At 65.3% G+C, this 18,851-nt stretch carries 15 protein-coding genes; 12 read left to right on the top strand and 3 right to left on the bottom strand.

The genetic code is table 11. The annotated features are described in order from the left end of the window. Positions 1-19: 19 nt before the first annotated feature. Both GYH34_RS08900 and GYH34_RS08895 read left to right on the top strand, forming a co-directional pair. Entirely contained in the window at positions 20-907 is an 888-nt protein-coding gene (locus tag GYH34_RS08900; RefSeq protein WP_161913269.1) for a sterol desaturase family protein, read from the top strand. Between the two features lie 25 nt (positions 908-932). Further along, positions 933-1,169 (top strand): cysteine rich repeat-containing protein, encoded by a 237-nt coding sequence (locus tag GYH34_RS08895; protein WP_161913268.1) that lies wholly within the window; start codon positions 933-935, stop codon positions 1,167-1,169. Positions 1,170-1,249: 80 nt separating this feature from the next. Here the strand turns inward: GYH34_RS08895 and GYH34_RS08890 are convergent, their stop codons facing one another. Beyond that, positions 1,250-4,180 (bottom strand): ribonuclease E/G, encoded by a 2,931-nt coding sequence (locus GYH34_RS08890; RefSeq protein ID WP_161913267.1) that lies wholly within the window; start codon positions 4,178-4,180, stop codon positions 1,250-1,252. A gap of 889 nt (positions 4,181-5,069) precedes the next feature. Here GYH34_RS08890 and GYH34_RS08885 point away from each other — a divergent pair. From GYH34_RS08885 to GYH34_RS08870, 4 genes are all read left to right on the top strand, one after another. Beyond that, positions 5,070-6,272, top strand: coding sequence for an N-acetylmuramoyl-L-alanine amidase (locus GYH34_RS08885; RefSeq protein ID WP_244635327.1), 1,203 nt, complete (start codon positions 5,070-5,072; stop codon positions 6,270-6,272). A 142-nt stretch (positions 6,273-6,414) separates the two neighbouring features. Further along, positions 6,415-8,832 (top strand): penicillin-binding protein 1A, encoded by a 2,418-nt coding sequence (locus GYH34_RS08880; RefSeq protein WP_161913266.1) that lies wholly within the window; start codon positions 6,415-6,417, stop codon positions 8,830-8,832. Between the two features lie 27 nt (positions 8,833-8,859). Beyond that, positions 8,860-9,177, top strand: coding sequence for a nucleotidyltransferase domain-containing protein (locus tag GYH34_RS08875; protein WP_161913265.1), 318 nt, complete (start codon positions 8,860-8,862; stop codon positions 9,175-9,177). A gap of 84 nt (positions 9,178-9,261) precedes the next feature. Next, entirely contained in the window at positions 9,262-9,906 is a 645-nt protein-coding gene (locus GYH34_RS08870) for a hypothetical protein (RefSeq protein WP_161913264.1), read from the top strand. 457 nt (positions 9,907-10,363) lie between these two features. On the opposite strand, the gene ccmB is transcribed toward GYH34_RS08870, so the two are convergent. Together ccmB and ccmA are read right to left on the bottom strand one after the other, a co-directional pair. Beyond that, positions 10,364-11,035, bottom strand: a complete 672-nt coding sequence (ccmB, locus tag GYH34_RS08865; RefSeq protein WP_161913263.1) for a heme exporter protein CcmB — start codon at positions 11,033-11,035, stop codon at positions 10,364-10,366. Next, positions 11,032-11,703 carry a heme ABC exporter ATP-binding protein CcmA gene (gene ccmA / locus GYH34_RS08860; protein ID WP_174242442.1) on the bottom strand — a complete coding sequence of 224 codons (672 nt, stop codon included), beginning with the start codon at positions 11,701-11,703 and terminating at the stop codon, positions 11,032-11,034. Before ccmA ends, ccmB begins: the two co-directional genes overlap by 4 nt. Positions 11,704-11,927: 224 nt before the next feature. On the opposite strand from ccmA, the gene GYH34_RS08855 reads away from it, so the two are divergent. The 6 genes from GYH34_RS08855 to GYH34_RS08830 all read left to right on the top strand — a co-directional run bounded on the left by GYH34_RS08855 (position 11,928) and on the right by GYH34_RS08830 (position 18,851). Continuing rightward, positions 11,928-13,169 (top strand): aminotransferase class I/II-fold pyridoxal phosphate-dependent enzyme, encoded by a 1,242-nt coding sequence (locus tag GYH34_RS08855; RefSeq protein ID WP_161913262.1) that lies wholly within the window; start codon positions 11,928-11,930, stop codon positions 13,167-13,169. 89 nt (positions 13,170-13,258) lie between these two features. Next, positions 13,259-14,449, top strand: a complete 1,191-nt coding sequence (locus tag GYH34_RS08850; RefSeq protein WP_161913261.1) for a hypothetical protein — start codon at positions 13,259-13,261, stop codon at positions 14,447-14,449. Then, positions 14,446-15,441, top strand: a complete 996-nt coding sequence (locus GYH34_RS08845; RefSeq protein WP_161913260.1) for a fatty acid desaturase — start codon at positions 14,446-14,448, stop codon at positions 15,439-15,441. The genes GYH34_RS08850 and GYH34_RS08845 overlap by 4 nt, the downstream gene beginning before the upstream one ends. Before the next feature lie 8 nt (positions 15,442-15,449). Beyond that, positions 15,450-16,094, top strand: a complete 645-nt coding sequence (locus tag GYH34_RS08840; protein ID WP_024880665.1) for a sterol desaturase family protein — start codon at positions 15,450-15,452, stop codon at positions 16,092-16,094. Positions 16,095-16,208: 114 nt separating this feature from the next. Next, positions 16,209-17,807, top strand: coding sequence for an ATP-binding protein (locus GYH34_RS08835; RefSeq protein WP_161913259.1), 1,599 nt, complete (start codon positions 16,209-16,211; stop codon positions 17,805-17,807). Positions 17,808-17,837: 30 nt separating this feature from the next. Beyond that, entirely contained in the window at positions 17,838-18,851 is a 1,014-nt protein-coding gene (locus GYH34_RS08830) for a histidine kinase dimerization/phosphoacceptor domain -containing protein (RefSeq protein WP_161913258.1), read from the top strand.

The raw sequence follows: 18,851 nt of genomic DNA, 5'->3' as shown, positions 1-18,851 counted from the left end.
CCGCCAGGACAATCGCATCATGCCGCAACTCATGAACTCTCCGATCGACCTCCATGCGAGGCTGATCATTCTCGCCGCCGCCATCGGCTTCATGGCGCTCGAATATGCGTTCGCGCGTTTTACCGCGCACGAGCGTCACGATCTGCGCGAGAGCGCCGCCTCGCTGGGCGTCGCGCTCGGCCGCTCGCTGCTGCGCGGGGCCGAGGCGCTGATCATGGCCGGGCCTTACGCCTTCGCCTATGAGCATCGCCTCCTCGATTTCGATCCGACCGGCGCGCTCGCTCTCGTCGCGCTCTTCGTCGGCGTCGAATTCTTCTATTATTGGGACCATCGCGCCTCGCATCGCGTGCGCTGGCTGTGGGCGACGCATAGCGTTCATCATTCGCCGACGCGCATGAATTATACGGCGGCGGTGCGGCTCGGATGGACGGCGGGGCTCTCGGGCAATTTCCTGTTCTTCCTGCCGCTCGCTTTCATCGGCTTCCACCCCATCGCCATAGCGCTGATGCTGACCGGCAATCTGCTCTACCAGTTCTTCATCCATACAGAACTCTGTCCGCGCCTGGGCGTGCTGGAATATGCGCTCAACACGCCGGCGCATCATCGCGTGCATCACGCCTCCAACTCATCCTGTCTCGACAGGAATTACGGCGGCGTGCTGATCGTCTTCGATCGCCTATTCGGCACATTCGCCGAGGCGCCGAAGCAGGAAGCGCTGCGCTACGGGCTCGTCGGCGGAACGCCGAGCTTCAATCCGCTGAAGATCGCGCTCGGCGAATGGGCCGCAATGTTCCGCGACGCCGCCTCCGCCGCCGATTGGCGCGCTGCGCTGCGGACATTGCTCGCGCCGCCCGGCGCATCCGAGGAAACGCCCCGCCCCGGCGAGGCGAAGGCCATCCCGGCCTGAGCTTTTCAAAAAGAGGAGAATGACAATGAATAAGACGACGCTTTACGCCCTCGCCGCAGTCGCGCTCGCCCTGGCCGCGGGTCCGGCCGCAGCGCAGACTGCGCCCGCCGGCGCCAAGGCCGATGCGATGAAAAAAGCCTGCAAGCAGGATTATCAGCGCTTCTGCAGCGGCGTCATGCCGGGCGGCGGCCGCATCATCGCCTGCCTGCAGAACCACGCGTCGGAACTCGGGCCGGACTGCGCGAAGGCGCTCGGCAAGTAGCTCGGCAAGTAGCTCGGCAAGTAGGCTCCGACGGAAAAGAAAGGCGCGACGGCCTGCTCGAGGCCGTCGCCCTTTTTTCGTCACTCGCCGCCGAGCGAGGCCTTGGCCCGCTGCCACCAGCCGCCCTTCTTGGGACGATTGGGGTCGGCCTCGGTGATGATCGTCTCGGTCGGCTTGCGCGGCGGAGCCGCGGCCTCATGCACGATCGGAGACGGCGGAGCCGCGGGCTCCGGCGCAGGGGCCGCGGGAGCGGAAGCCTCCGCAGGCGCCGGAAGAGCCTCGGGCGCAGGCGTGCTCGGGGCGGCGGCTTCGACCGGCGGAGCCGAAGCGGCCGGAGCTTCCGAGGCCGCGGCTTCCAGGGCCGGAGCCTCCGGGACCGACGCCTCGACAATCAGGGCGGGCTCCGTCACGGGAGCCAGAGGCGCCTCGGCCGCCTCATACGGCGGGATATGCGCCTCGGCCGGGGAAACGGCCGCCTCGGCGACGCCCTCGTCGAGCGGGAAGGCGCCCTGCTCGCGAAATTCGGGCGGCAGCGGCGAGGAGCGCGTCCAACGGCCGGCGCGACGACCACGACCGCCGCGGCTGCCGCGCTCGGCGGGACGCGGAACTTCATTGGAGGGCGCGGTGGGAACGCCGTCTATCTCCGCGACAATGGCGAGGCCTTCATCCGACGGCTGCTCGGCGCCCGGCGCCGGCGCTTCCCCGCCGGAAAGTCCGCCGCCGCGTCCACGACGACGGCGCCGACGACGCGCCCGCGGCTGGTCCTCGCCCTCGCCCTCTTCCTCGACGAAGGGCGGACGCGCGCCTCGTTCCTCGCGTCGCGCGCCCTCGGGCCGGCGCTCGACGATCTCGTCCTCCTCGGCGCCCGCCTCGGCCTCCACCTCGATCTCATCCTCGAGATCGGCGAGCGAATCGATGCGCAGCGCATTCGGGGCCGGAATCTCGCGGACGCCGGTGGCCGGCTCGCCGCGCTCCAGCGCATGATAGGAGGTGCCGGTCAAAGTGTCGTCGGCCGAAACGGTGATGGCGACGCCGAAGCGGCGCTCCAAGGCCTGCAGATGGCCGCGCTTCTGATTGAGAATATAGAGCGCCACCACAGTGCGCGTGCGCAGGATGATGTCATGCGCCGCGCTCTTGATGAGAGCATCCTCGAGCACGCGCAGCACATGCAGCGCGATGGAGGCGGTGGAGCGCACCGTGCCGGCGCCGGCGCAATGCGGACACGGCACGGTCGAGCCCTCGAGCACGCCGGCGCGAATGCGCTGGCGCGACATTTCCAGAAGGCCGAAATGCGAGATGCGGCCGACCTGAATGCGTGCGCGGTCGTTCTTCAGCGCATCCTTCAAGCGGCGCTCGACCGAGCGATTGTTGCGGCTCTCCTCCATGTCGATGAAATCGACGACAATGAGGCCGGCGAGATCGCGCAGGCGCAGCTGGCGAGCGACCTCATCGGCCGCCTCCAGATTGGTGCGCAGCGCCGTGTCCTCGATATTATGCTCGCGGGTGGAGCGTCCCGAGTTCACGTCTATGGCGACCAGCGCCTCGGTCTGATTGATGACGAGATAGCCGCCCGACTTCAGCGTCACCTGATTGGAGAACAGCGCGTCGAGCTGCGCCTCCGCGCCGGCCGAGGCGAAGATCGGATTGGGATCGCGATAGAGGCGGACGTTCTTGGCGTGGCTCGGAATGAGCATGCGCATGAAGTCCTTCGCCTCGCGATAGGACTCCTCGCCGGAAACGATCACTTCCTCGACGTCGCGGCCATAGAGATCGCGAATGGCGCGCTTGATGAGCGAGCCTTCCTCATAGACGAGGGTCGGCGCGCTGGAGCGCAGGGTCAATTCGCGCACGCTCTCCCACATGCGCAGCAGATATTCGAAGTCGCGCTTGACCTCGGCCTTGGTGCGCGTCGCGCCGGCGGTGCGCAGAATGACGCCCATGCCCTCCGGCACCTCCAGCTCCTGCACGATCTCCTTCAGGCGCTTGCGATCGGCGCCGTCGGTGATCTTGCGGGAGATGCCGCCGCCGCGCGCGGTGTTGGGCATCAGCACGGAATAACGGCCGGCGAGCGAGAGATAGGTGGTCAGCGCCGCGCCCTTGTTGCCGCGCTCCTCCTTGACGACCTGCACGAGCAGAACCTGGCGGCGCTTGATGACCTCCTGGATCTTGTACTGACGGCGCGAGCGCGAGGGCCGGTGCGGCACCTCTTCCATCGCGTCGCCGCCGATATGCTCGACGTGCTCTTCCTCGTCCTCGTGCTCTTCCTCGTCGTCATGGTCGTCGTCGCGGCGGCGGGCCTCGGCCTCCTCGCGCTCGGCCTCATGCTCTTCATCACGCTCGTCCTGGCGACGGGCCTTGACCTCGTGATCGGCCTCGGCCGGCTCGGCCGGCGCTTCCTCGGCATGGCCGGCCTCGACGACGCCGAAACCCTGCGGATCGATGGAGATCGGCGCGGCCTCGACGGCCTCCTGCGGGCGCGACTCGGCCGCAAAGCTCTCGGCTGCGGCGGATTCGGATTCCGCGTTCTCGGCGCGGCTCTCCTCCGCGGCCGGCGACGCCTGCTCGGCGGCGTCGGTCTGCTCGTTCTCGGGAGCGCTTTCGGAGATCACCTCATCGGAATTGGCCCGCTTCTCGGCGCCGTCGGAATGGCGGCGGCGCGAGCGACGACGGCCTCCGCCGCCACCACCGCCATGGGAGCGCGGCTCCTCGTCATCCTGCTGATGGACGCGGCTCTCCTCCTCGAGCAGAGCGATCCGGTCGGCGACGGGAATCTGATAATAATCGGGATGAATTTCGGCGAAGGCCAGAAAGCCGTGGCGATTGCCGCCGTAATCCACGAAGGCGGCCTGGAGCGAAGGCTCCACACGCGTGACCTTGGCGAGATAGATATTGCCGCGCAGAGGCCTTTTGTCGGCGGCTTCGAAGTCGAATTCCTGAACGCGATTTCCACGTAGCACGACTACGCGGGTTTCCTCCGGGTGGGAGGCGTCGATGAGCATTTTGTTGGCCATGAGAAACTCTTTGCGGCGCGACGCGAGGCGACGCCGGCGGTCTCGAGCGAACGTCCGGTGAGGGACGATGCGACCGCGGTCCGGCGAAGCGTCGGAGCGTCGACGCGTGTCTTCTGGGAGTTGGTGTCGATCGCGAAACATCGGATACGCGAACCGGCGCGACCGCCGGCGAACTGGGCGAGAGGCCCGACCGGCCGCCGAAGCGGGACCGACCCGGAGCCGAAGTGACGACGGCTCGGCGCGACAGCGCGAATCGATTCGCCCCCCGGCGCGCGATACTCTCGCGCGGAGCGGGGCCTCGATTGGCGGCATGTCATGGACTTCGCCATGAGCTCGTCACAAAAACCTTATGTCACAGCGCCTTACGGCGGCGCCCGCCCGTCCGGAACCCGCGCGCGAGGCGTGCATTCGAACGTAATTCGTTCCGCGGAAAAAACGCCGCCCGTCCCGAGACGGTTCCCGGCGCCGTAAAACGCCGAAATTGCGCGAGGCGCATTTCGAACCCTTCCACGGAACGTTTCCATACATAATGTCTCGAAGGCGACACCGCAAGTTGGCCGGAGGCTCCGCCCACAGGCTGTCGATCCCCTCCGCACAAAAATGCGCGGCTGCCTTTTCCAAATGATTTCCGATCGATCGCGTAATGCAACCGCGATCGGGACGGGCGCTAACGTCGCGTTAACCAGATATCCTCAGAAAGATTCCGGGCTCGCGCGCATGCACGAGCCACGCCATATTATTATCGGGCGAACGCGTGAGCGGGGCGATTCAGAACATGGACGAGATGCGACCGACGGGGGCCGGGCCTTCGCGGAGAGGCGGGCGACGTGCGCCTGCGCTGCGCTTTGCGGCGGCGGCCCTCTGTCTCGCCCTCTCCGGCGCGCCCGCAGTGGCCGGGCCCGCCACGCCCGAGCCTGTCTCTGCCATCGCCGTCCGCTTGGAGCAGCAGAAGGATCGCGCCCGTCTCGTCTTCGAGACGACGGCGGAGGTGAAGCCGGGCGTCTTTCCCGTCGCCGACCCTTATCGAATCGTCGTCGATCTCCCAGAAATGGCCTTTCGTCTCGACCCGGAGGTCGGCCGCCCGGCCAAGGACAAGCGCGGCGGCGACGATCTCGTGACCTCCTTCCGATTCGGCCATTTCGCACCCGGACGCTCGCGAATCGTCATCGATCTCGCGCGGCCGGCCAAGATCATTCGCGCCGCGAGCGATTCGAAGCTCGACACCCCGCGCCTCGTCATCGAGCTCGAGCCCACGGATGCGGCGAGCTTCGCCGCCGAGGCGGCCCGGCTCGCCCCTGCCCCCGCCGCCAGAACCGCGGCCGAGGCGCCGCCCCCCGTGGCCGACGCCAAGCCGCTGCTGGTCATCGATCCCGGCCATGGCGGCGTCGATGTCGGCGCCGCCGGCCCGCATGGCGAGCAGGAGAAGACCATCGTCCTCGAATTCGCCCGCACGCTGAAGGGCAAGCTCGAGGCCGACGGCAAGCTGCGCGTGCTGCTCACCCGCAATGAGGACGCGTTCATGGCGCTCGACGAGCGCGTGCGCGTCGCGCGCCAGGCTGGAGCGGAGCTGTTCCTTTCGATCCACGCCGATACGCTGGGCGAGACCAGCGTCGAGGGGGCGACGGTCTATACCGTCTCCGCCCGCGCCTCCGACGCCGAGGCGGCCAAGATCGCCGAAAAGGAAAATTTCGCCGATCGCGCCGCCGGGCTCGAGCGCAAATCCGAGGAAGCGGGCGAGGTCGGCGACATTCTCTATGATCTCACCCGCCGCGAGACGCGCGCCTATAGCCATGTCTTCGCCCGCACGCTGATCGCCTATTGGCAGACCGTCGGCCATCTCAACAAGAATCCGAGCCGCTCGGCCGGCTTCGTCGTGCTGAAAGCCTTCGATATTCCGTCCGTTCTGCTGGAGCTCGGCTATTTGTCCAGCAACCGCGATCTCTCGCGACTGCTGTCGCCGGAATGGCGCGAGCGCGCCGCGGACGCCACGGCGCAGGCGATCGAGCGCTATTTCGACGAGCGCCGGGAGCCGGCGCAGCTTCAGGCCAGCGCGCCCTCTCAGGCCGTGGCCACGACGCAACGCCCACAATAAAACATAAAAATTGGGCTAAGGATGGGGGTGGCGGGAGGCCGATTCGGTTTCCGTCACGACAAAATATGCTCTAAACGGGACGCCTTCGGCGCGCAGCGCGCCAGATTTCACAGCAACGCGTCTCCCTCGAGGATCATCCTTCATGCGTCTGCTCGTCCGGTTCTTCGGCTTCCTTTTCGCGACCGGCGCCATCGTCTTCCTGATCGCCGTGACCGCGGCGGCCGGCGTCGTCTACGTTTTCTCGAAGGATCTGCCGGACACGGCGCAATTGCGCAATTACGAGCCGCCGGTCACGACGCGCATCCACGCCAACGACGGCTCCATCCTCGCCGAATATTCGCGCGAGCGCCGGCTGTTCCTGCCGAGCGCGGCCATTCCGCCGCTGGTCAAGCAGGCCTTCATCTCGGCCGAGGACAAGAATTTCTACACGCATAATGGCGTCGATTTCGAAGGCATCGCCCGCGCGGCCTCGATCCTCGCCCAGGGCGGCCGGCATATGCAGGGCGCCTCGACGATCACCCAGCAGGTGGCCAAGAACTTCCTCGTCGGCAATGAGCGCAGCTTCGAGCGCAAGATCAGAGAGGCGCTGATCTCCTTCCGCATAGAGGCGGCCTATCCCAAGGACCGCATCCTCGAGCTCTATCTCAACGAGATCTATCTCGGCCTCGGCAATTACGGCGTCGCCGCCGCAGCGCTGAATTATTTCAACAAATCGGTCTATGAGCTGACGATACCGGAGGCGGCCTATCTCGCCGCCTTGCCCAAGGCGCCGAACAACTATCATCCGTTCCAGCATCGCGACCGCGCGCTCGAGCGCCGCAATTACGTCATCGACCGCATGGTCGCCGACGGCTTCGTCTCGCAGAAGGACGGCGACAAGGCCAAGACCGAGCCGCTCGGCGTCAATCCGCGCGTCACCTCGCCCAACACCTATGTCGCCGGCTATTTCGCCGAGGAGGTGCGCCGCGAGCTGCTCGACAAATATGGGGACAAGAAGCTCTATGAGGGCGGCCTCTCGGTGCGCTCGACGCTCGACCCCAAGATGCAGGCCATCACGCGCAAGGCGCTGGCCGACGGCCTCGTGCGCTTCGACGAGGCGCATGGCTTCCGCGGCCCGATGCGCCATATCGACATCTCCTATGATTGGGGCCTGCCGCTCGCCGATATTCCCGCGCTCGGCGATGTGAAGCCCTGGCGCCTCGCCGTGGTGCTGGAGACGAACGACAGCTTCGCCCGCATCGGCCTGCAGCCCGGGCGCGAGAAATCCGGCGAGGTGGCGCGCGAGCGCGAGACCGGCCAGCTCTCACAAGAAGGCATGCGCTGGGCCGGCCGCAGCATTCGCGCCGCAGTGACGCCGGGCGACGTCATTTATGTCGAGCCGCTCGCCGGCCGGCCGGGGCAGTATCGGCTGCGCCAAATCCCGGAAATCTCCGGCGCCATGGTGGCGATGGACCCCTATACGGGCCGCGTCTTCGCCATGGTCGGCGGCTTCTCCTACGATCAATCGGAGTTCAACCGCGCGACGCAGGCGCTGCGCCAGCCGGGCTCCTCCTTCAAGCCCTTCGTCTACGCCACGGCGCTGGACAATGGCTACACGCCCTCCTCCTCCATTCTCGACGAGCCGATCACCATCGTGCAGGCCAATGGCGAGAGCTGGACGCCGGAGAATTTCGAGGGCGCCCACGGCACTGGCGCGCATCCGCTGCGCTATGGCGTCGAGCACTCCAAGAATATGATGACGGTGCGCCTCGCCAAGGACGTCGGCATGCCGCTCATCGCCGAATACGCCAAGCGCTTCGGCATTTACGACGACATGCCGCTCTATCTGCCCATGTCGCTCGGCGCTGGCGAGACGACGGTGATGCGCATGGTGACGGCCTATTCCATGCTGTGCAATGGCGGCAAGCGCGTGAAGGCGACGCTGATCGACCGCATTCAGGACCGCTGGGGCAAGACGATCTATCGTCACGACGAGCGCCAGTGCCTGGGCTGCGACGCTCCCAAATGGGAGAGCCAGAACGAGCCCAAGCTGATCGACAAGCGCGAGCAGGTGCTCGATCCGCTGACCGCCTATCAGATCACCTCCATCATGGAAGGCGTCATCGAGCGCGGCACCGGCCAGTCGATCAAGGCGGTGGGCAAGCATCTCGCCGGCAAGACCGGCACGACCAACGAGGCCAAGGACCTCTGGTTCGTCGGCTTCTCGCCCGATCTCGCCGTCGGCGTCTACATCGGCTACGACCGTCCCCGCCCGGTCGGCGAGGGCAAAAGCGCCCAGGCGGCGACCTATGCCGCGCCGATCTTCCGCGACTTCATGACGGTGGCGCTGAAGGACAAGCCGGACGTGCCCTTCCGCGTGCCACCGGGCATCAAGCTGATCTCGGTCGATCCGCATTCGGGCCTGCGCTCCAAGGGCACCGGCTCCATCCTCGAGGCCTTCAAGCCCGGCACCGCGCCGCCGGACTCCTATTCCCCGGCCGGCAGCGACGGCGGGCTCCAGTCCGGCGCCGCGCAGGATGTGGACAAGCAGGTGGGCAGCGGAACGGGCGGGTTGTACTGAAGCGGGGCGGGGAAGCGATTTCGGCCGATGACGAAAGCGATCGATCCGATCATGAGCCGCTTCCGCGCCGCGCTCGACGGGGCTTACGGCCCGCGGCTCGAACGAGTCGTGCTATTCGGCTCGAGGGCGCGCGGCGACGCGCGGCCCGATTCCGATTATGACGTGGCGATCTTTCTGACAGATATGGAGAGCCTCGGCCGCGAGGTGGAAACGATCGCCGAGATCGAGACTGACATTCTCTACGACACCGGGGCCGTCATCAACGCCCTGCCCTTCATCGCGGCAGCCTATCGCGAGCCGACGGCGCTGAGGGCAATACTTCGTAACGAAGGTATCACCCTTTAATTAGGGCATTTATTTATTTATCAAACCACGCGAATCGGCTAAATTGGCTTAGCCTCTACCCCATTCGCTGACGTGAGCCAATTTATGGACGTGGCCATCAATATTCCAGCCTATTGCCCAACCTGCCATTCGATTTTCCCTTCCGGCATTTGCGCGGGAGGCGGCACAAGAATAACAATTGAGAATTGCGGAGCTGGGCCATGTCCAAACGGCCACATGGGCGTGATAATGGACGGGACATTCGACATCGCCGATGGCGCGATGCGTATTTTACGTTCTGGCCGCGTCACTCAAGAGGTTATAGATCGCCTACGCAAGCTTGCCGAAGAGGCGAAATCAGGTAGTATAGCTCCTGAAAAGGCGCTTATTGAAGCCATAGATATTCTACCGTCAGAGGCCGCCGCAGTCGTAAAGAAGCTTGGCGCGAATAATCCGCTGGCTACTCTTCTGATCCTTATTTTCATTCTCACTTCCTTGAGCACGATCGGGAACAACGTCGCCTCCGCCTTTAAAGCGTCCCGTCCAAGTGACCCAACTCCCCCGGCCGTCATCAACAATAACATCACCGTCCAGAACCACGTTGCACCCGGAGACCGAGGCAGCGATGCTGTTGATAAGCCGGTCAGCCGGCAGCAAGTCAGACGGTTGGAACAGATGCGCAAAAAGCACGAGAAGAGAGCTAAATCCGGCAAGACAAAATCCCGCGAAAAATGCGGTCCAATGGGTTAAGCGGATCATCATTCAATTCCTATCTCGGTTTGGATTCCCGGGATGGCGACCTTCTTCAGCTCTTCGTCGAAGAGCGCCGGTCTTCGACGCCGCCGAGTTCTCGCACAGCCTCGACGAATTTTTTGCTCTGTGAGGGCGATTTGTCCTTACGTTGCGGAGACACGTTTTGCGACCTTATCCATCACTTCGCGAGCGTGGCCATCCCATGCGGCCAGATGAAGTTCGCTAATTAGGGCTTTTGCCTTTGGTTTGACCACTGAGCGAGTTCAAGACGTTTCAAGTGACGACTAATGAGCCAGCCAAATAATACTACCGAGAGCGGGGTAAGGACAGCGGCCCGCAGCTTGGTAATTTCTAGACAGCTCCACAAAACCTGTGTCCGTACCGACATTAGAAATCTTCAACAGACTATTTATCTCCTCCATTCCGGGGGCCTTGGCGCCGTCTGGACAAAGTCTTACTCCCCCGCGCTCCGCAACGCCGCCGCCGCGGCGAAGGGGCAGAGCGCCAGCGCGCCGAGGCTGATCGCGCATAGAATCGCGAAAGGCGCGAAGAAGGACACCGTTCCGCCCGTCGCCGCCTCCGCCGCCGAGACGCCGAAAATCAGCACCGGAATCGTCAACGGCAGCACCAGCAGCGCCATCAGCAGGCCGCCGCGGCGCAGCGTCACCGTCGCCGCCGCGCCTATGGCGCCGATCAGCGTCAGCGCCGGCGTGCCGGCCAGCAGCGTCAGCGTCACGGCGGCGAGCGCCGTCTCCTCCTGCTGGAGCATCAGGCCGAGGAAGGGCGCGGCGAGCGTCAGCGGCAGGCCGGTCGTCACCCAATGGGCGGCGCATTTCACCAGAACCGCCAGCTCGAGCGGCGCGCGGCCGAGGTGGAAGAGATCGAGCGAGCCGTCCTCGAGATCGGCCTGAAACAGCCGATCGAGGCAGAGAAGGCTCGCCAGCAGCGCCGCGATCCACAAGATCGCCGGACCGATGCGGGCGAGGAGATTGGGGTCCGGGCCGATGGCGAAGGGTGCGATCGACACCATCACCAGAAAAAACACCACCCCCATGGTCGCGGAGCCGCCGATGCGACGGGCGACGCGCAAATCGCGCAGGAAGAGAGCGAGAAGCGGAGAATTCACGAATTCGCTCCCAGCGCCAGCTCGCGCGCATCCTCGAGGCCGAGCGGCTCGTGCGTGGCCGCGACGATCATTCCGCCGAGCGCGCGATGCTCGGTCATCAGCCGGGCGAGCCGCGTCCGCGAGGCGGCGTCGAGCGCGCTGGTCGGCTCGTCCAGCAGCCAGAGCGGCCGGAAAACGACGAGCAGCCGGGCGAGCGCGATGCGGCGCTTCTGCCCAGCGGAGAGCATGGCGACCGGCGTCTCCGAAAGATGCGCGAGCCCGACCCGCTGCAGCGCCTCCGCCGGGGCGAGGCTGCGCCGATCCGGTTCCTCCCCCAGAAATTGCGCCCAGAACTCCAGATTTTCGCGGGCAGTGAGCGGCGCCTTCAGCCCATCGGCATGGGCGAGATAATGGAGCAGCGTCGCCGGCTCCTCCGCCTCTACGGCGCCCTCGATCGCAATATGGCCGGAAAGGCGCGGCAAAAGGCCCGCGAGCGCGCGCAAAAGCGTCGATTTGCCGGCGCCGTTGCGGCCGGTGACGATCAGCGCCTCGCCGCTCGCGAGCGTGAAGCCGAGTCCCGCGAGCACGCGCCGCCCGCCGCGGGCGATGGCGAGATCCTCCACCCGCAGACGCAGGGCGGAGGCGCGCTCGGCATGGGGACGGGAGGGAGGATGCGGAATGTCGGTCATCGGCAGAGCCAATAGAGCAACTCCGCCGCAGGGGAAATCCCCGCCTCCCGCACGCCGGCGGAGGAGGACTTCCCCCGCGCCACGATGCTTTCGCTGGCGCTCTGGCGCCGAAGGGTGCTAAGCCTGCGGGCCGACCGCGGACGTTCCGAGGAATCGGGCGTCCTCTTCCAATGCGGCGCCGCGAGACGCGCGCGCGGCTGCAGACTCGAGGGATGACGCACTAAGTGGCGAAGCATAACAGCCTTTCGGATTACGCATCGAGACGATTTCGTTTCGCCGGCAATGCGCTCCTCCAATATCACGATCCCTTCTTCGCGCAGATCGATCGGCTTCGCGCCGATTTCGAGGCGAAGGGGACGCATTTCGTCAGCTTCGCCAATTACGACTATCTCGGCCTCGCCAATCACCCCAAGATTCTGGAGGAGGCCGATCACGAGCTGCATCGGCTCGGCGTCGGCGCGCTGGCCTCGCGCCTCGTCGGCGGCGAGCGCTCGACTCACAAGCCCTTCGAGGCGGAGATCGCCGAATTTCTCGGCATGGAGGCGACGCTGACGCTGGTCTCCGGCTATCTCGCCAATGTGACGACCATCTCCTGGCTGCTCGGCAAGCGCGACGCTCTGTTCATCGACGAGCTCGCCCACAACAGCATCGTCGCCGGCTGCGAGGCCTCCTCGGCCGAGGTCATCAAGTTCCGCCACAACGACTTCGAGCATCTGGACCATCTCCTCGCCAAGAAGCGCCAGGACTTCCGCCATGTGCTCATCGTCGTCGAGGGCATATACAGCATGGACGGCGACACCGCCGATCTGCCGCGCCTCGTGGAGCTGAAAGAGCGCCATGACGCCTGGCTGATGGTCGATGAGGCGCATTCGCTCGGCGTGCTGGGCGAGACGGGCCGCGGCCTCGCCGAGCTGCAGGGCGTCGATCCCGGCCGGCTCGATCTCGTCGTCGGCACAATGTCGAAGACGCTCGCCTCCTGCGGCGGCTTCGTCTGCGCGAAAAAGCCGGTCATCGACTGGTTCCGCTACACTCTGCCGGGCTTCGTCTACAGCGTCGGCCTGTCGCCTGTGATCCTCGCCGCCGCACGCACCGCCCTGCGGCTGATGCAGGAGGAGAGCTGGCGCGTCGGCAAGCTCGCGCGCAATGCGGAGCTCTTCCGCGATTACGCCCACGCCAATGGGCTGAGCACAGGGCCGGCGATCGGCCGCGGCGTGGTGCCGATTCTGTTCCAGGACAGCGTCGAGACCATGTGGGCCTCGCAGCATCTGCTCGGCCTCGGCTTCTATGTGCCGCCGATCGTGCAGATCGGCGTGCCCAAGGACCAACCGCGTCTGCGTTTCTTCCTCTCCGCCAATCATTCCGAGGATGAGATTCGCGCCGTGCTCGACGCGCTGCGCGATCTGCCGCCGGTGGCCGCAGAGGCGCATGAATTGGTGAAAAAGGCGATGGCGGGCGCGAGCCTGTGAGGGCGCGGCCACGGCCGCTCCCCGCGCATTTTTCTCCCGCGTCGATATGCCAGCTTTCGCTCGCTTCTCTAGCTCGATAGGTGTTCGCTATGGCCGGCATCGAGATTGTTCCTGTCGATAATCTTTTGCGCTTCCTGACCTTCTGCAAGCTGCCGCGTCTCATCTATAAGGGCCAGAAGGGCTTCGCCCCGTCGCTCGACGCCGAGCGCTGGAATCTCTACAGCCACAAGCTCAATCCGCATTTCCAGCATGTCGAGGCGCAGGAGTTTCTGGCGCGCAAGGACGGCAAATGGGTCGGCCGCATCGGCGCGCAGGTCTATAAGACGATTCAGCCCGTCTCCACCTCGCGCTGGCAATTCGGCTCGCTCGACGCCATCGACGACATAGAGGTGGTGCGCGCATTGACGCAGGCCGCGGAAGAATGGCTGCGCGCGCGGGGCGCGGAGACCATCGTCGGCCCCTTCTCGCCGGACATCAATGGCGAAAGCGGCATGCTGATCGACGGTTTCGAAGCGACGCCGATGTTTCTGATGCCCTGGCATCCTCCCTATCTGTCGCGGCTCGTCGAGGCGCTGGGCTATGACAAGGCGAAGGATCTGATCTCCTACCGGCATCTCTCCGCGGAGCAGGATCTCAGCAAGGAACGCCGCATCGCCGACCGCCCGGAATGGCGCGACCGCTTGAAGATTCGCCAGCTCGATCGCGATCATCTGAAGCAGGGCGAAACCGCGCTGATGTCCGATCTCTTCAACGACGCCTGGCGCGGCAATTGGGGCTATGTGCCGCTCGGCAAGGACGAGCTCGACGGCTTCGCGGACCTCATGAAATATGTGATGCCGCCGGAATTCGGCATTGTGCTCGAATTCGACGGCGCGCCGGTCTCCTTCGCGGTGGCGCTGCCCAATCTGCACGAGATCACCGCCGATTTCGATGGCAAGCTCTTGCCCTTCAATTGGCTCAAGCTGATCTCGCGCATCCGCAAGCACAAATTCTCGACTGCGCGCCTGCTGCTGCTCGGCACGCGCAAGACGCTGCAGAACAGCGCGACGGGCGGCGCGATCCTGCTGTCGCTGATCGAGGACATGCGCCGGCGCAGCTGCGTCGACGCCAGCATCGTCGCCCTCGAGGCCGGCTGGGTGCTCGAGGACAATATGGGCATGCGCAAGCCGATCGAAATGTTCGGCGGCAAGATCGACAAGATTCACCGCGTCTATGAAAAGCGCGTGGCGGGCGCTCCGTCCGCCGCAACCGAGGCTGTGAGAGAAGAGGCGACGCCATGAATGTCATCTCGATTTCTTCGACGTCCTCCGCCGATCGCTCGCATGTCGAGCGTCGCCGCCTCATTCTCGAGGCGCATCCAGAGGTGAGGACGCTGTTCGGCAAGGACGATCTCACTTTCAAGATCACCGCTGGCATATTCGCCGGCCAGCTGACGATCGCCGCCATTCTCGGCTGGCTCGGCCTCTCCTATTGGCCGCTGACCCTGCTGCTGGCCATTTGCGTCGGCGCCTTCGCCAATCACGCGGCTTTCGTCGCCATTCACGACGCGATCCATAATTGCGTGTTCGAGAACACGCTCTACAACAAGCTCACCGCTCTGCTCGCCGATCTGCCCAACGCCTTTCCGACGGCGATGGGCTTTCGCTGCTATCACATCAAGCATCACTCACATCTGTCGGCCTATGATTACGACGCCGACATTCCGAGCCATTGGGAGGTGGAGTGGGTGGGCGACAGCACATGGCGCAAGGCGCTGTGGCTGTTCTTCTTCCCGGCGATCCAGCTGGCGCGCCTGTCGCGGCTGAAGGGCACTGTGCCGATCATGGGCCTGTGGACCTATATCAACACGGCCGTCATCCTGGTCTTCGACATCTTCGTGCTATGGGCCTTTGGCCCCAATGCGCTGCTCTATCTCGTGCTCTCCTTCTGGTTCTCGGTCGGCGGGCTGCATCCGCTGAGCGCGCGCTGGGTGCAGGAGCATTTCGCCTTTGGCCCCAATCAGGGCACGTTCGACTATTACGGCCCGCTCAACAAAGTCGCGCTCAACATCGGCTATCACAACGAGCATCACGACTTTCACGAGATTCCCTGGCGGCGCCTGCCCGAGCTCACCGAAATGGCGCCCGAGTTCTACAAGCCGCTCGGCGCCCATTATTCGTGGTTCGCCCTGCTCGTCACCTTTGTCTTCGACCCGCGCTATTCGCTGCGGACGCGCTCCGCCAATGTGGAGACCGCCAGCGCCGCGCAGCTCGTTCCCGTCCCGGCGGAGTAGAGTTTCCCATGACTGCCACTGAACACGAGACGCTCGACGCCTCGCCGCGCCTCTTCGAGAGCGACCTTCTCGACAAATATTCGCGCGTCCATCATCTGACCCCGCCGCTCGTCTATGGGCCGATCATTCTCTGGCTCATCGCCTATGCGAGCAATTATGCGAGCGCGGGCTATATCCTCCTCGCCTTCGTCGCCGGCTATGTGGCCTGGACGCTGACCGAATATTTCGGCCATCGCTTCCTGTTCCATACGGTGTTTCCGCTTCCCTTCGGGCTCGGGCCGCGCTTCCAGTTCCTCATTCATGGCGTGCATCACATCTATCCGAGCGATCCGCTGCGGCTGGTCATGCCGCCGCTGCTGTCGACGCCGATCATGCTGATCGCGCTCTCGCTCATCCGCCTCGTCTTCGGCGGCGATTTCGCCTGGCCCATGCTGGCGGGCTTCATCGCCGGCTATGTGCTCTATGATTGCGTGCATTACTGGACGCATCACGGCCAGCCCAAATCCAAGCTCGGCCATCTGGTGCGCCGGCTGCACATGCTGCATCATTTCCGCGATCCCGAGCGCGGCTTCGGCGTCCATGCGATCTGGTGGGACTACGTCTTCGGCACCAATTACGAGCAGGGCCAAACACCCGGAAACCGCGCGGTGTGAGGCGCTTATCGTCGCAGGACCTTCCATGCGCCGCTTTCGGTCATAAATGAGCCGAAGAGCGCGCGCATAGGGCGCGAAGGCCCGGCGCCCGCCGCGTCTCGAGCGAGCCGAACCATGTCGAGCCTCAAAGCTCCGCCTTCGCCTGCGGCGAGTTCCGATCTGCCTCACGCCGAGCATGGCCGCATCCGCACGATCTTCGCCACGCTCGCGCCGCAGCTCGTGCGCTGGTATCGCTCCCCGCTGTCCTGGCGCATCGCCATCGGCGTGCTCGCCGCGGCTGCGGGCGTCGTCTGGCGGCTGCTGATCGCCGGCGAGAGCGGCGGCCATACCTATGTCACCTTCTATCTTCCCGTCCTCGTCGCTTCCTTCACCGGCGGCGCGGTCTCCGGCGCGCTGACGCTGCTCATCAGCGCCGCCGTCGCCCAGCTCTGGCTCGCGCGGATCGAGGGCCTCGAAGATGCGCTCGCCTTCGCGACATTCCTCACGACCAACAGCCTCATCATCGTCGTCGGCGAAGCCTTCCAGCGCACGCTGACGCATGTCGACAATCTGGAGACGCGCCATGCGATGGAGCGGCTCGCGGCGCAGAATGCGCGGCTCGTCGAGCAGTTCGGCAATGTCGCGCTGGCGGCGCCCGGCGTCGTCTTCTCCTTCCGGCTCGACACCGGCGGCTTCAGCTCCTGCCCTTATCTCGCGGAAAATGTGCGCAATGTCTTCGGCGTCGCGCCGGAGGAGATTTGCGACAACGCCGCGCCAATGCTCCGCCGCATCGACGGCGCCGACAATGAGCGCATGCGCGCGAGCTTCGCGCGCTCGGCGGCGCAGATGACGCTGCTGCGCGAGCAGTTCCGCTACGACCATCCCTCCAAGGGGACGATCTGGCTGGAGACGCAGGCGCAACCGGTGCGACAGGCCGACGGCTCCACCATCTGGCACGGCTATGCGCAGGATGTGACCGAGCGCCGGCGCGAGGAAGCCGCCCGGCTCACGGCCGAGCGCGCGCTGGAGCAGCGCATCGTCGAGCTCGAGCGCGTCAATGAGCGGCTCGCCCGCTTCGCCTATGTCGCCTCGCATGATCTGCAGGAGCCGCTGCGCAAGATCGTCGCCTTCTCGCAAATGCTCGACGCCGCCGTCGCCTCCTCCGATCAGAAGGACATCTCCTATGCGAGCGAGGTGATGCGCGGATCGGCGCTGCGCGCGCGCGAGCTGGTCGAGGATCTGCTGGTCTATTCGCGCGTCGTCGAGGCGCCGCTCAAAGTGCAGCGGCGCGATCTGCGCGTCGAGATCCAATCCGCGCTGACCGATCTCTCCGAGCTGATCGAGGAATCGGGCGCGGATGTCAGCCTCGACGCGCCCTGCGTGGAATTCGAGGCGGACCCGCCGCAATTCGCACGGCTCATGCATAATCTCGTCAGCAATGCGATAAAATTCCGCCGCCAGGGCGAGACGCCGCGCATCGCCATCCACGGCCATGTCGAGGATTCTCTGCTGCGCCTCTCGGTCTCCGATGACGGCGTCGGCTTCGAGGCGAAATATGCGAGCGCCATTTTCGAGCCGTTCAAGCGTCTGCACAGCAAGGCCGAATATCCGGGCACCGGAATCGGGCTCGCCATTTGCAAAACGATCGCCGATCGCCACGGCTGGACGCTGACCGCACGGTCGCAGCCGCTACAGGGCGCTACATTCGAATTGACGATGCGGCTGCCGAGCTGACGGCCGCGCTCACGAATGAGACGAGCATCCATGCATGACCTTTTCGCGCTGGCCGCGCGCTCGCGGGCTCTGCCCATTTGGGCGCGCTTTCTCGGAGCGTCCGGCCTCTCCCTGGGCGCGTTCGCGCTGCAGACATTGCTGCATGAGAGATTGCCGCCGGGACAGCTGCTCCTTTTCATTCCCGCCGTGATGTTCTCGGCGCTTTTCTTCGGCGGCGAGGCGGGCGGCTGGTCGACGGCCCTCAGCGCGGCGCTCGCCGCTTATTTTTCGTTTCCGGGCGAAGGCTTCGCCGTCTCTGATCCAGCGGAAGCTCTCGCTCTCGTGCTGTTCATCGCCGTCGCTCTCGCCATCGTCTTCGTGATGCAGGAGCTCTCGGGCGTGATCGATCGCAGCGACAGCGAGGCCGCCGCCGCCCAGACGCTGGCGACCAAGACCGAGCGATTGAAGAACCTCTATCTCCAGGAGATGGCGCATCGCACGAAGAACGATCTGCAATTCGTCTGCTCGATGCTGCAGACCGAGGCGCGCGCGCTCGACGACGACAATGCGCGCGCCTCATTGCTCGCGGCGTCGAGCCGCGTCGCCGTGGTGAGCCGCGTCTATGCGCTGCTCCAGCATGACGGGGGGCGCGACGTGTGGATGCGGCCGCTCCTCGACGATCTCTGCGCCAATCTTCGGCTGGCGCTCATCGACGAGCGGCCGATCGCGCTGCGGACCGAGGTCGCCGATTGCGCGCTCGAGGTGGACGAGGCCCGCGCGGTCGCGCTGATCGTCAACGAGCTCGTCGTCAATGCGCTGAAATACGCCTTTCCCGATGAGCGCGCGGGCACGGTGAAGGTGCGGCTGAGGCGCGACGGCGACGATCTCGCCCTCAGCGTGGAAGACGATGGCGTCGGCCCCGCCTCGATGGAAGCGATGGGCCTCGGCTCGGGGCAGAAGCTGGTGCGCTCGCTCGGCCAGCAACTGGGCGGCGCCGCCATCATAGAGCCCGGCGCCGAAAAGGGCCTGCGCTGCGAGCTGCGCTTCCCGGCCCCGCCGGACTGA

It is taken from the genome of Methylosinus sp. C49 (assembly GCF_009936375.1).
Classification (GTDB): domain Bacteria; phylum Pseudomonadota; class Alphaproteobacteria; order Rhizobiales; family Beijerinckiaceae; genus Methylosinus.
Note: the sequence above shows the minus strand (reverse complement) of the source record. Positions and strands in the feature narration are given on the sequence as shown.